Source organism: Paenirhodobacter sp., from assembly GCF_050177655.1.
Classification (GTDB): domain Bacteria; phylum Pseudomonadota; class Alphaproteobacteria; order Rhodobacterales; family Rhodobacteraceae; genus Rhodobacter.
In genome coordinates, this window is sequence record NZ_JBFXGV010000015.1 from 1 (window position 1) to 12,007 (window position 12,007).

Genomic DNA, 12,007 nt, shown 5'->3' on the forward strand with positions numbered 1-12,007 from the left:
GACCGGGGCGGCGCGGCCGTGGGGCGCGGTGCCGGGGCCGGCGGGCGTGCCGCGGGTCATCCGGGCCAGCGTGCCGTCGCGGTCGATCAGGGCGTGTTTCAGCGCGCCGAGGATATGGAGCGCGAGTGCGGCGTAGAGCACGAGGGCGGAGAGCTTGTGCACGATCTCGGCGCCATGGGCGACGGTGTCGGATTTCGGCACGAAGGGGAGGCCCTGGCCGAAGGGCCAGAGGATCGGGGCGAAGCCGGTCTCGGCGGCATGGGTGATCCAGCCCGAGAGCGGCATCACGATCAGGGCGCCGTAAAGCGCGAAATGGATGAGATCTGCGGTGAAGGTTTCGAGGCGGCGCTCGGGGTGGAGGGGGGCGGGGCGCGGCTGCGTCAGCGCCCAGAGGATGCGGATCACGGCGGCGAAGAAGGTGGCGACGCCGATCGTCTTATGCGCGGAATAGATCGTCTTCAGCGTCTCGACGGTCTCGGCGTTGCGCGGCAGGCTTTCGCCGTAAAGGCCGAGCGCGATCGCCGAGAAGATCAGCAGCGCGATCAGCCAGTGCAGCGCGCGGGCGGGCGCGCCATAGGCGGTGGGGGTGTTTTTCAGCATTTGGGCCTCGATGCAGTTTCGCGCAGCATAGGTGCCGCGCGCCTGCGCGACCACGCGAGGCACCGCACAGCGGCTGTGCAGAGGAGTTGCCCCGGGGGCAGGGTTTCGCTAGACCGGGGCAAATCTGAGCGGAGGATGGCATGAGCCGAGCATTGGTTTTCCCGGGACAGGGCGCGCAGGCGATCGGCATGGGCAAGGCGCTGGCCGAGGCCTGGCCCGCGGCGCAGGCGGTTTTCGACGAGGTCGACGCGGCGCTCGGCGAAAAGCTGAGCGCGCTGATCTGGGAGGGCGACATCGCCGAGCTGACGCTGACGGCGAATGCGCAGCCGGCACTGATGGCCTGTTCGATGGCGGCGATGCGCGCGCTCGAGGCCGAGGGCTTCGGCGTCGATCAGGCGGCTTTCGTGGCAGGCCACAGCCTTGGCGAATATTCGGCGCTTTGCGCGGCGGGCAGCCTGAGCGTGTCCGATGCGGCGAAGCTTTTGCGGATCCGCGGGCGCGCGATGCAGGAGGCGGTGCCGGTCGGTGTGGGCGCGATGGCGGCGCTTCTGGGGCTTGATTTCGCGACGGCGGCCGAGGTCGCGGGCGAGGCGGCGGCCTCGGGCCCGGGCGGCGAGGTCTGTCAGGCGGCCAATGACAACGATCCGGCGCAGGTCGTGGTGTCGGGCCACAAGGCGGCGGTCGAGCGCGCGGTCGAGATCGCCAAGGCGCGCGGCGCGAAGCGGGCGCTGATGCTGCCGGTCTCCGCGCCCTTCCATTGCGCGCTGATGCAGCCCGCGGCCGACAAGATGGCCGAGGCGCTGGCCGGCGTCGAGATCAAGGCGCCGGCGGTGCCGGTCGTCGCGAATGTCGTCGCCCATGGCGTGAGCGATCCGGAGGAGATCCGGCGGCTGCTCGTCGCGCAGGTGACGGGTTCCGTGCGCTGGCGCGAGAGCGTCGAGTGGATGGTCGGCCAGGGCGTGACCGAGTTCTGGGAAGTCGGTGCGGGCAAGGCGCTGAGCGGGATGGTGAAGCGCATCGCCAAGGAAACCGTGCAGAAGGCGGTCGGCACGCCGGCGGATGTCGCGGCGCTGAAGGGCTGAGCAGGGCGCGTCCGGGGGATCCTCCCCCGGACCCCGGGGGATATTTGGGCACTCTGGAAACGGGGGCCGGAGCGGCGAGGCCGCCTGAGGAGAGGAATTGCAGATGTTTGATCTGAGCGGGAAATGCGCGCTGGTGACCGGCGCTTCGGGTGGCATCGGCGGCGAGATCGCGAAGGCGCTGCATGGCGCGGGGGCGAAGGTCGCGCTTTCGGGGACGCGGGTCGAGCCGCTCGAGGCGCTGGCCGCGGAGCTCGGCGAGGGGGCCTTCGTGTGCCCCGCGAACCTGAGCGACGCCGAGTCGGTCGAGGCGCTGCCGAAGGCCGCCGCGGCGGCGATGGGGGCGCTCGATATTCTGGTGAACAATGCGGGCATCACCCGCGACAATCTCTTCATGCGGATGTCGGATGAGGAGTGGCAGTCGGTGATCGACGTGAACCTGACCTCGTCCTTCCGGCTGATGCGCGGCGTGCTGCGGGGCATGATGAAGGCGCGCTGGGGGCGGATCGTCAATATCACCTCGGTCGTCGGCACCACGGGCAATCCGGGGCAGGGCAACTATGCCGCCGCGAAGGCGGGGCTTGTCGGCATGTCGAAGAGCCTTGCCTATGAGGTGGCGAGCCGCGGCATCACCGTGAACTGCGTCGCGCCCGGGTTCATCGCCACGGCGATGACCGAGAAGCTCACCGACGATCAGAAGGCGAAGATCCTCACCCAGATCCCCGCCGGGCGGATGGGAAATGCCGAAGAAATCGCCGCTGCGGTGCTTTATCTGGCAAGTGCGGAGGCCGGATATGTCACCGGTGCGACACTGCATGTCAACGGCGGCATGGCGATGATCTGACACGCCTGCGCCGCTTGCGAAACACCTTGCCTTGGGGCAAGACTGTGTTATAGGCGGCGGGGAAAAGCCGGGGGCGAAGACGCTTTCGGCAGCCTCGCGCGGCGGGGTTTCACAGCCGCTCGAACGAGCACGATAGGGACGGGCCAAGGCCCTCTAATTGAGGAAGAGACATGAGCGACATCGCTGATCGCGTGAAGAAGATCGTCGTGGAGCATCTGGGCGTGGAAGAGGACAAGGTCACCGAGACCGCCTCGTTCATCGACGATCTGGGCGCCGACAGCCTCGACACCGTGGAACTGGTGATGGCTTTCGAAGAAGAGTTCGGCATCGAGATCCCGGACGACGCGGCGGAAACCATCCAGACCTTCGGCGACGCGGTGAAGTTCATCTCCGAAGCCGTCTGATTTCGGTTTTTTCGACTTTCGATGGAACGGCGCCCCCTCGGGCGCCGTTTTCCTTTGCATCCCCGGCGGGGCCCGTGCCCGGGCCGGGAGGACAGAGGCAAAGGAGATCATCATGGCTGTTGCAATCGAAGGACTTGAGAACAACGCGCGCAAGGTGGCGGTCGAGGTGCTGAACGGCTGTCTCGCCGACGAGATCGCGCTGGGGCTTGCGCTGAAACAGGCGCATTGGACCGTGAAGGGGGCGAATTTCATCGCCGTTCACGAGTTGCTCGATCAGGTCCATGGCCGCGTGCAGGAGCAGGTCGACGTGATCGCGGAGCGCGTGCAGATCCTTGACGGCACCGCGCTGGGCACGCTCGAGGCGGTGGCGAAATCGACCTCGGTGAAGGCCTATCCGACGCAGTTGACGAAGGTCGAGGATCACCTCGCGGCGGTCACCGAGCGGATGCGCGCGGTGGGGGCGGCGCTGCGCAAGGGGATCGAGGACACCGATGCGGCGGGGGATGCCGATACGGCGGATGTGCTGACCGCGGCCTCGCGGCAGATGGACAAGGATCTGTGGTTCCTGCAGTCTCACCTCGACTGAGGCGCTGGCCGGGCCGGTGCGGCGCCCTTCGGGGCGCCGTTTGCATTTCGGGGGGAAGGATGCGGGTTTTCGTGGGGATCGCGCTGCCGGAGCGGGCGGTCGAGCCGGTGGTGGCGCTGCAGACCGAGCTCGGCGTCGGGCGGCGGGTGCTGGAGGAGAACCTGCACCTGACGCTGTTCTTTGCCGGCGAGATCACGCTCGAGCAGGCGGAGGAGTTTCACGAGGGGCTTGCGGCGATCGCGGTGCCGCGGTTACGGCTGGAATTCGCCGGGGTCGAGCTGTTCGGCGCGCCGGAGCGGCCCGATCTGGTGGCGCTCGGGCTGCGGGAGAATGCCGGGCTGCGCGCGTTGCAGGCGAAGGTGGCGGGGGCGGCGCGGGGCGCGGGGATCGCGGCGCCGCGCAAGCGGTTCCATCCGCATCTGACGCTCGCGCGGTTCGGGCCGCGGCTGGGCGAGGGGGAGGCGGTGCGGCTTGGCCGGTTTCTCGAGGCGCGGGGCGATGTGGTGCTGGCGCCGGTCGAGGTGGAAGGCTTTGCGATGATCCGCTCGCGGCTGGGGCACGGGGCGCCGCGCTATGAGGTTCTGGCGGAGTATCGCCTGTAGCCGCAGGGGCTTGCCGGAATGGGCGGGATGCGGCGTTGCGGCGGTTCCTTGACGTTGCGCGAGGCTTTTCGGGCGTGTATCAGAACGCGAACGGAAAAATTTCGAGGGGTCGAGCATGCGCCGTGTCGTCGTAACGGGTCTGGGTCTGGTCACGCCTTTGGCCAGCGGGGTCGAGGAGACCTGGTCGCGGCTGATCGCGGGGGAGAGCGGGGCGGGCCCGATCACGCGCTTTGACGCGAGCGGGGTGATCACCAAATACGCCTGCGAAGTGCCGCGCGGCGATGGCTCGAACGGCAGCTTCAACCCCGACGACTGGATGGCGCCGAAGGATCAGCGCAAGGTCGATGAATTCATCCTTTACGCGATGGCGGCGGCGGAGCAGGCGGTGAAGGATTCCGGCTGGGAGCCGGAGGACGAGGAGAGCCGCGAGCGCACCGGCGTGATGATCGGTTCGGGCATCGGGGGCTTGCAGACGATCGCCGAGACCGCGGTGCTGATCAAGGAAAAGGGGGCGAAGCGGGTGAGCCCGTTCTTCATCCCGGCCTCGCTGATCAACCTCGCCTCGGGGCAGGTCTCGATCCGTTTCGGCTTCAAGGGGCCGAACCACGCGGTTGTGACCGCCTGCGCGACCGGCGCCCATGCGATCGGCGATGCGGCGCGGCTGATCATGCTTGGCGATGCCGATGTGATGGTGGCGGGCGGCGCGGAAAGCCCGATCAGCGAGATCGGGATCGCCGGGTTCAACGCCTGCAAGGCGCTTTCGACCTCGGCCGAGGATCCGAAGACCGCCTCGCGGCCCTGGGATGCGGATCGTGACGGGTTCGTCATGGGCGAGGGCGCGGGGGTCGTCGTGCTCGAGGAATACGAGCATGCGAAGGCGCGCGGCGCGAAGATCTATGCCGAGGTGCTGGGCTACGGGCTTTCGGGCGATGCCTATCACATCACGGCGCCGGCCTCGGACGGCGATGGTGGCTTCCGCGCGATGAAGGCGGCGGTGGCGCGGGCGGGGATCTCGCCCGGGGATATCGACTATATCAACGCGCATGGCACCTCGACGATGGCCGACACGATCGAGCTTGCGGCGGTGGAGCGGTTCCTGGGCAATGCGGCGGCGACGGCGACGATGAGCTCGACCAAATCGGCGATCGGGCATCTGCTTGGCGCGGCGGGCGCGGTCGAGGCGATCTTCTGCATCCTCGCGATCCGTGACCAGATCGTGCCGCCGACGCTGAACCTCGACACGCCGCCCGAGGGGGCGACGCTCGACCTCGCGCCGAAGGTCGCGGTGAAGCGCAAGATCGAGATCGCGCTGTCGAACAGCTTTGGTTTCGGCGGCACCAATGCGAGCCTGATCGTCGGCAAGGTGCGCGACTGATGTGGCGGCATATCGTCTCGAATTTCCTGACGGTGATGGTCGTCGTGCTGGTCGCTCTGGCCGGGCTCACGGCCTGGGCGAAGAAACAGTATGACGGGCCGGGGCCGCTTGGCGAGGCGATCTGCCTGCGGGTGGAGTCGGGGGCGAAGTTCAAGGACGTGTCGGAGGAGCTGCGGGCGAAGGGGGCGATCTCTTCGGCCTATATCTTCCGCGTCGGCGCGAGCTATGCCGAGAAGAGCGACAAGCTGAAGATCGGGTCGTATCTGATCGAGCCGGGTTCCTCGATGACGGGGATCGTCGACGAGATCACCGCGGGTGGGCCGTCGAGCTGCGGCTCGGAGCTGAATTTCCGCATCGGCGTGACCGCGCAGCAGATGATCCTGCGCGAGCTTGACCCGGCGACGGGCGTCTATGTCGAGAAGGCGAAGTTCGATCCGAAGGCGGAAAGCGCGCCGGAGGGATTTGCCGAGGCGGCGGGGCAGCCCGATGTGCGGCTGCGGGTGACGCTGGCCGAGGGGGCGACGAGCTGGCAGGTGGTCGAGGCGCTGAAATCGGCGGATTTCATGGCGGGCGAGGTGAAAGCGATCCCGGCGGAGGGGAGCCTTTCGCCCGACAGCTATGACATCACCCGCGGCGAGGATCGCAACCAGCTGATTTCCGAGATGGTGGAGCGGCAGGCGGCGGATCTCGACGCGGCCTGGGCCACGCGCGCCGAGGGGCTGCCCTTCAAGACGAAGGAAGAGGCGCTGGTGATGGCCTCGCTCGTCGAGAAGGAGACCGGGGTCGCCGAGGAGCGCGCGAAGGTCGCGAGCGTCTTCGTCAACCGGCTCGAGCAGGGGATGAAGCTGCAGACCGACCCGGCGGTGATCTATGGCGTGACCAAGGGCGTCGGCGTTCTGGGCCGCGGGCTGCGGCAGTCGGAGCTGCGCAAGGATACGCCCTACAACACCTATGCGCGCGCGGGGCTGCCGCCGGGGCCGATCTGCAACCCGGGCGATGCGGCGATCGAAGCGGCGCTGCATCCCGATTCGACGAAATACCTGTTTTTCGTGGCCGATGGCTCCGGCGGGCATGCGTTCTCCGAAACATTGGAGGAACATAACGCCAATGTCGCGAAATGGCGCGCGCTGGAGACGCAGCAGCAGAACGGCGCAGGGAATTGATTTAAAAGAAAAACCCCGGCTGAGCCCGGGGTTTTTCTTTTTCCGGCGACACAACCCTGAATTTAGCGCTTGACTTTGCGAACGCTCTAAAGTAGAGAAGTGACATGCTAGGAGAAGTGGGCAAGCGCCGCGGGTGACCGTTGGCGCTTTTTCATTTTGCTCGTGCGGATTGAGCATGAGAGGCGGTCAACACGCATGGAAATGACCTTCACGGGTGGGGAGTCTCCGCCAGTCGATCTGCTGGAAGAGACGGAAGTTCTGTATCGGGAAATTGCCGGGGAACTGGCGCTGGCGATGCGAGGGGTTCGTCAGGGCGAGTTCAAGGATGCCAAGGTCGCCGCCCAGGCGGTGAAAGACCTTCGCACGGCTTTTCAAATGGTTATGGATGAAAGGACACGCGTTGAAAAACTCCGCAGACAGATTGACGGGGTCGTCCGGGGCAATGAGCTCGATTTCGACGCAGCCAGGGCTGAAATCGGGCGCCGCCTGGCTCGCCTCCGCGACGCCGGAACTGGTTGACGCCTTTCTGGCCGAGCTCGACGACAACGCGTTGCTGGCGCTGCCCTGGATTTTCGAGTTCTGGGCTTTGCCGCATCAGCTGCCGCCCGCTGGCGCCTGGAAAAGCTGGGTGATCATGGGCGGCCGCGGTGCCGGCAAGACGCGGGCCGGGGCCGAATGGGTGCGCGCGCAGGTGGAAGGCGCGCGCCCCTCGGACCCCGGCCGGGCGGGGCGCGTGGCGCTGGTGGGCGAGACCTTCGATCAGGTGCGGGACGTGATGATCTTTGGCGACAGCGGGATCATCGCCTGCTCGCCGCCGGATCGGCGCCCCGAGTGGGAGGCGACGAAGCGGCGCCTCGTCTGGCCGAATGGCGCGACCGCGCAGGCGTTTTCGGCGCATGAGCCGGAGGCGCTGCGTGGGCCGCAGTTCGACGCGGCATGGGTCGACGAGCTGGCGAAGTGGAAGAAGGCGGAGGAGACCTGGGACATGCTGCAATTCGCGTTGCGGCTGGGGGAGCATCCGCAGCAGGTGATCACCACGACGCCGCGCAATGTGGGGGTGCTGAAGGCGATCCTGAACAACCCCTCGACGGTGGTGACCCATGCGCCGACCGAGGCGAACCGGGCCTATCTGGCGGGGTCGTTCCTCGAGGAGGTGCGGGCGCGCTATGCCGGCACGCGGCTTGGGCGGCAGGAGCTCGAGGGGGTGCTGCTCGACGATATCGAGGGGGCGCTCTGGACGACGTCGGTGCTCGAGGGCTGCCGGATCGAGAAGGCGCCGGAGTTCGACCGGGTGGTGGTGGCCGTCGATCCGGCGGTGACCGGCAATGCGGGATCGGACGAATGCGGCATCGTCGTCGTCGGCGCGGTGACGCGGGGGCCGGTGCAGGACTGGCGCGCCTGCGTTCTGGAGGATGCGAGCGCGCGGGGCAAGCCGACCGACTGGGCGCGGGCGGCGATTGCGGCGATGGAGCGTTGGGGCGCGGAGAAGCTGGTGGCCGAGGTCAACCAGGGCGGCGACCTCGTCGAAAGCGTGGTGCGCCAGATCGACCCGCTGGTGCCGTTCAAGGCGCTGCGCGCGGCGCGGGGCAAGTCGGCGCGGGCCGAGCCGGTCGCGGCGCTTTACGAGCAGGGGCGGGTGAAGCATCTGCGGCACGGGCATCTCGGGCAGCTCGAGGATCAGATGTGCCGGATGACGGTGGCGGGCTACGAGGGGCGTGGCTCGCCCGACCGGGTCGATGCGCTGGTCTGGGCGCTGACCGAGCTGATCATCGAGCCCGCGGCGCATTGGCGCCGGCCGCAGGTGCGGGGGCTGTAAGCCAAGGAAAGAATGGTCTTTTTCTTGGCGAAAATACTCCACGGGGGTGCGGGGGTGTGAAACCCCCGCCTCCGACAGATCGAACAAGCCGAAGGGTCGGGAGATTTCCCGGCCCTTTTTTCTTGGCCGGCCCTGACGGGCGGGGCCCGACGAGGAGAACGGAATGGGTATGAACTTCTTTCGGAAAGCGCGCACGGAGGCGGTGCCCGAGCAGAAGGCTTCGGTGACGGGGCGGATCGTGGCGATGGCGACGGGGGCGGGGCGGCCGGTCTGGGGGCCGCGCGACGCGAGCTCGCTGATGCGCTCGGGCTTCATCGGCAACCCGGTGGGGTTTCGCTGCGTGAAGCTGATCGCGGAGGCGGCGGCGGCGGTGCCGCTGGTGTGTCAGGACGCCGAGCATCGCTATGAGGTGCATCCGGTCGCCGATCTGATCCGGCGCCCGAACGGGGGACAGGGCAAGGCCGAGTTCCTCGAGGCGCTGATCGGGCAGATGCTGCTTTCCGGCAATGGCTATGTCGAGGCGGTGACGTTCGATCCCGGCGTGCCGCGCGAGTTGCATGTGCTGCGCTCGGACCGGATGACGGTGGTGCCGGGGGCGGATGGCTGGCCGGTCGCCTATGATTATGCGGTGGGCGGGCGCAAGCATCGCTTCGACATGACGGGGCATCCCGATCCGATCTGCCATATCAAGAGTTTCCACCCGCAGGACGACCACTATGGTCTGAGCCCGATGCAGGCGGCGGCGGTGGCGATCGAGGTGCATAATTCGGCGAGCGCCTGGTCGAAGGCGCTTCTGGACAATGCGGCGCGGCCCTCGGGGGCGATCGTCTACAAGGGCTCGGACGGGCAGGGGCTGCTTTCCCCGGAGCAATATGACCGGCTCGTCTTCGAGATGGAGACGCATCATCAGGGCGCGCGCAATGCGGGGCGGCCGATGCTGCTCGAGGGGGGGCTCGACTGGAAGCCGATGGGGTTCTCGCCCTCCGACATGGAGTTCCACGAGACGAAGGCGGCGGCGGCGCGCGAGATCGCGGTGGCCTTTGGGGTTCCGCCGATGCTGCTCGGCATTCCGGGGGATGCGACCTACGCGAATTACGCCGAGGCGCATCGGGCGTTCTACCGGCTGACCGTGCTGCCGCTGGTGACGCGGGTTTCGGCGGCGCTCGCCTGGTGGCTTTCGGGCTATTCGGGGGAGGCGGTCGAGCTGAAGCCCGACCTCGACCAGATCCCGGCGCTCTCGGCGGAGCGCGATGCGCAGTGGAAGCGGATCGGGGAGGCCTCCTTCCTGAGCGATGCCGAGAAACGCACGCTTCTGGGGCTCGCGCCGCTGGCGGAGGGATGAGGGATGGCGACGGGTGGGTCGCGTTTCCTCAAGGAGCCGTTCGAGGTGCATGAGCAGCGTTTCGAGGCGACGGAGCGGATCATGGAGCTGCAGTTCAGTCAGGTGGAGCGGCGGCTCGAGAAGATCGAAGGGATGATCGAGGGCCTCGAGAGGCGGCTCTGGATGGCGGTTTACGGCGTGGTTGCCGTGGTTCTGGCACAGGCGTTCCAGAGCATTCTGGAATTCACCCCGAAATGAGGATTTCCAATGGATACAAGTGATTACGGGCTGGAGTTGAAGTTCTGCCGCTCCGAGCAGTCGGTGCAGATGGGCGCCGGCATGGCGATCGAGGGCTATGCGAGCCTCTTCGGTCTGCCCGATCAGGGCGGCGATGTGGTGCAAAAGGGCGCCTATGCCAGGAGCCTGAAGCGGCTCGCCGAGCGGGGCGGGTCGGTGAAGATGCTCTGGCAGCACGATCCGACCCAGCCGATCGGGGTGTGGGACGAGATCTTCGAGGATGCGCGCGGTCTTTTCGTCAAGGGGCGGTTGCTCCCCGAGGTCGAGAAGGCGCGCGAGGCGGCGGCGCTGATCGAGGCGGGGGCGATCGACGGCTTGTCGATCGGCTATCGCACGATCAGCGCCGAGAAGGACGCAAAAGGCCAGCGGCTTCTTGCGGAACTGGAGCTTTGGGAGGTGTCGCTTGTCACTTTCCCGATGCTTCGCGAGGCGCGGGTCGCGGCGAAGGGCGAGAGCCTGGAGGCCGAGACCTGGCGCGATCTGGCCGGGGCGCTCGAGCGCGCCGCGGCCGAACTGGCCGGGCGCTGAGCCCGCGCCGACACCCCAAGAGGATGGAGTGACGATGAAGACCGAGACCAAGGCTCGGGCCGGGACGGGTATGTCCGAAGGCCCGGATCCGGCGGCTGAGGTGAAAACCGCGCTGGCCGGTTTCCTGAAGGAAGTCAAAGGCTTTCAGGACGAAGTGAAGACGAAGTTTCAACAGCAAGAAGAGCGTATGACCATGCTGCAGACCAAGACTTTCGCCGGGCGTCCCGCCCTTGCCACCGCCGCCTCGGAAGAGGCGCCCCATCAGAAGGCCTTCGCGGCCTATCTGCGTTCGGGTGACGACGACGGGCTTCGCGGCCTCTCGCTCGAGGGCAAGGCGCTGAACACCGCGGTCGCCGCCGAGGGCGGCTATCTCGTCGATCCGCAGACCTCGGAGACGATCCGCGGCGTGCTGCGTTCGACCGCCTCGATCCGCCAGATCGCCAATGTCGTGAATGTCGAGGCGACGTCCTACGACGTGCTCGTCGACAAGACCGACATCGGTTCGGGCTGGGCGACCGAGACCGCCTCGATGACCGAGACGGCGACGCCGCAGATCGACCGCATCTCGATCCCGCTGCACGAGCTTTCGGCGATGCCGAAGGCCTCGCAGCGGCTGCTCGACGATGCCGCCTTCGATATCGAGACCTGGCTGGCCAATCGCATCGCCGACAAGTTCGCGCGCGCCGAGGCCGCGGCCTTCGTCTCGGGCGATGGCATCGACAAGCCGACCGGCTTCCTGACCCACACCAAGGTCGCGAATGCGAGCTGGGCCTGGGGGTCGCTTGGCTATGTCGCCACGGGGGCCGCGGGCGATTTCGCCTCGGTCAACGCTTCGGATGCGATCGTCGATCTGGTCTATGCGCTGGGCGCCGAATATCGCGCCAATGCGAGCTTCGTGATGAACTCGAAGACCGCCGGCGCGGTGCGCAAGATGAAGGATGCGGATGGCCGCTTCCTGTGGTCGGATGGTCTGGCGGCGGGCGAGCCGGCGCGTCTGATGGGCTATCCGGTGCTGATCGCCGAGGACATGCCCGACATCGGCACCGATGCCTATGCGGTCGCCTTCGGCGATTTCAACAACGGCTATACCGTGGCGGAGCGCCCGGATCTGCGAGTGCTGCGCGATCCCTTCTCGGCCAAGCCGCATGTCCTGTTCTACGCCTCGAAGCGCGTGGGCGGCGACGTGAGCGACTTCGCCGCGATCAAACTGCTGAAATTCGCCGCCTCGTAAGGGGAGGCGAGTGGGTCGGGGGTGACCCCGGCCCGTCGTCGGGGGTTTCCTGACCGGGCGGGCGCAGGTTTGAACGCCGTCGCCTAGCTGCTCCCTCCGTCCGAGCGGCGGCGGGAGGCCTGCGCCCGAACGCCCCGGGGCCCCACGCCACCGGGCGGCCG

At 67.6% G+C, this 12,007-nt stretch carries 14 protein-coding genes; 13 read left to right on the forward strand and 1 reads right to left on the reverse strand.

Annotated elements, in window-relative coordinates; all coding sequences use genetic code 11:
• A partial coding sequence (locus AB7U46_RS07630) for a cytochrome b (protein WP_428336357.1) occupies window positions 1–600 on the reverse strand: 600 nt, incomplete at its 3' end.
• 140 nt (window positions 601–740) lie between these two features.
• Here AB7U46_RS07630 and fabD point away from each other — a divergent pair.
• The 13 genes from fabD (at window position 741) to AB7U46_RS07695 (ending at window position 11,846) form a co-directional block, all read left to right on the forward strand.
• Window positions 741–1,682: an ACP S-malonyltransferase gene (gene fabD / locus AB7U46_RS07635; protein ID WP_428336358.1), complete on the forward strand. Its 942-nt coding sequence runs from the start codon at window positions 741–743 to the stop codon at window positions 1,680–1,682.
• Window positions 1,683–1,785: 103 nt separating this feature from the next.
• The gene (gene fabG, locus AB7U46_RS07640; RefSeq protein ID WP_428336359.1) at window positions 1,786–2,523 is read left to right on the forward strand and encodes a 3-oxoacyl-ACP reductase FabG; all 738 of its coding nucleotides are present in this window, start codon (window positions 1,786–1,788) and stop codon (window positions 2,521–2,523) included.
• 170 nt (window positions 2,524–2,693) lie between these two features.
• Window positions 2,694–2,927 (forward strand): acyl carrier protein, encoded by a 234-nt coding sequence (locus AB7U46_RS07645; RefSeq protein WP_068765186.1) that lies wholly within the window; start codon window positions 2,694–2,696, stop codon window positions 2,925–2,927.
• Between the two features lie 112 nt (window positions 2,928–3,039).
• Entirely contained in the window at window positions 3,040–3,513 is a 474-nt protein-coding gene (dps, locus tag AB7U46_RS07650) for a DNA starvation/stationary phase protection protein Dps (protein ID WP_428336360.1), read from the forward strand.
• A 59-nt stretch (window positions 3,514–3,572) separates the two neighbouring features.
• Window positions 3,573–4,115, forward strand: a complete 543-nt coding sequence (gene thpR / locus AB7U46_RS07655; RefSeq protein WP_428336361.1) for an RNA 2',3'-cyclic phosphodiesterase — start codon at window positions 3,573–3,575, stop codon at window positions 4,113–4,115.
• Between the two features lie 115 nt (window positions 4,116–4,230).
• Window positions 4,231–5,490, forward strand: coding sequence for a beta-ketoacyl-ACP synthase II (gene fabF / locus AB7U46_RS07660; RefSeq protein WP_428336362.1), 1,260 nt, complete (start codon window positions 4,231–4,233; stop codon window positions 5,488–5,490).
• Window positions 5,490–6,653: an endolytic transglycosylase MltG gene (mltG, locus tag AB7U46_RS07665; protein ID WP_428336363.1), complete on the forward strand. Its 1,164-nt coding sequence runs from the start codon at window positions 5,490–5,492 to the stop codon at window positions 6,651–6,653. The genes fabF and mltG overlap by 1 nt, the downstream gene beginning before the upstream one ends.
• A 195-nt stretch (window positions 6,654–6,848) precedes the next feature.
• Window positions 6,849–7,172 carry a hypothetical protein gene (locus tag AB7U46_RS07670; RefSeq protein ID WP_428336364.1) on the forward strand — a complete coding sequence of 108 codons (324 nt, stop codon included), beginning with the start codon at window positions 6,849–6,851 and terminating at the stop codon, window positions 7,170–7,172.
• Window positions 7,096–8,469, forward strand: a complete 1,374-nt coding sequence (locus AB7U46_RS07675) for a DNA-packaging protein (RefSeq protein WP_428336365.1) — start codon at window positions 7,096–7,098, stop codon at window positions 8,467–8,469. Before AB7U46_RS07670 ends, AB7U46_RS07675 begins: the two co-directional genes overlap by 77 nt.
• Window positions 8,470–8,632: 163 nt before the next feature.
• Window positions 8,633–9,811 (forward strand): phage portal protein, encoded by a 1,179-nt coding sequence (locus AB7U46_RS07680; protein ID WP_428336366.1) that lies wholly within the window; start codon window positions 8,633–8,635, stop codon window positions 9,809–9,811.
• 3 nt (window positions 9,812–9,814) lie between these two features.
• Window positions 9,815–10,048, forward strand: coding sequence for a GTA head formation protein, RCAP_rcc01685 family (locus tag AB7U46_RS07685; protein WP_428336367.1), 234 nt, complete (start codon window positions 9,815–9,817; stop codon window positions 10,046–10,048).
• A 9-nt stretch (window positions 10,049–10,057) separates the two neighbouring features.
• Complete coding sequence (locus AB7U46_RS07690) at window positions 10,058–10,615, forward strand: HK97 family phage prohead protease (protein WP_428336368.1); 558 nt, start codon at window positions 10,058–10,060, stop codon at window positions 10,613–10,615.
• A gap of 34 nt (window positions 10,616–10,649) precedes the next feature.
• Window positions 10,650–11,846, forward strand: a complete 1,197-nt coding sequence (locus tag AB7U46_RS07695) for a phage major capsid protein (RefSeq protein WP_428336422.1) — start codon at window positions 10,650–10,652, stop codon at window positions 11,844–11,846.
• Window positions 11,847–12,007 lie beyond the last annotated feature (161 nt).

Excerpts from the sequence above, each read along its gene's own strand:
- dps (WP_428336360.1), top strand. The coding sequence starts at position 3,040 with ATGGCTGTTGCAATCGAAGGACTTGAGAACAACGCGCGCAAGGTGGCG.
- AB7U46_RS07645 (WP_068765186.1), top strand. The coding sequence starts at position 2,694 with ATGAGCGACATCGCTGATCGCGTGAAGAAGATCGTCGTGGAGCATCTG.
- AB7U46_RS07695 (WP_428336422.1), top strand. The coding sequence starts at position 10,650 with ATGAAGACCGAGACCAAGGCTCGGGCCGGGACGGGTATGTCCGAAGGC.
- AB7U46_RS07685 (WP_428336367.1), top strand. The coding sequence starts at position 9,815 with ATGGCGACGGGTGGGTCGCGTTTCCTCAAGGAGCCGTTCGAGGTGCAT.
- mltG (WP_428336363.1), top strand. The coding sequence starts at position 5,490 with ATGTGGCGGCATATCGTCTCGAATTTCCTGACGGTGATGGTCGTCGTG.
- AB7U46_RS07675 (WP_428336365.1), top strand. The coding sequence starts at position 7,096 with ATGAGCTCGATTTCGACGCAGCCAGGGCTGAAATCGGGCGCCGCCTGG.
- thpR (WP_428336361.1), top strand. The coding sequence starts at position 3,573 with ATGCGGGTTTTCGTGGGGATCGCGCTGCCGGAGCGGGCGGTCGAGCCG.
- fabD (WP_428336358.1), top strand. The coding sequence starts at position 741 with ATGAGCCGAGCATTGGTTTTCCCGGGACAGGGCGCGCAGGCGATCGGC.
- fabG (WP_428336359.1), top strand. The coding sequence starts at position 1,786 with ATGTTTGATCTGAGCGGGAAATGCGCGCTGGTGACCGGCGCTTCGGGT.
- AB7U46_RS07690 (WP_428336368.1), top strand. The coding sequence starts at position 10,058 with ATGGATACAAGTGATTACGGGCTGGAGTTGAAGTTCTGCCGCTCCGAG.
- fabF (WP_428336362.1), top strand. The coding sequence starts at position 4,231 with ATGCGCCGTGTCGTCGTAACGGGTCTGGGTCTGGTCACGCCTTTGGCC.
- AB7U46_RS07670 (WP_428336364.1), top strand. The coding sequence starts at position 6,849 with ATGGAAATGACCTTCACGGGTGGGGAGTCTCCGCCAGTCGATCTGCTG.
- AB7U46_RS07680 (WP_428336366.1), top strand. The coding sequence starts at position 8,633 with ATGGGTATGAACTTCTTTCGGAAAGCGCGCACGGAGGCGGTGCCCGAG.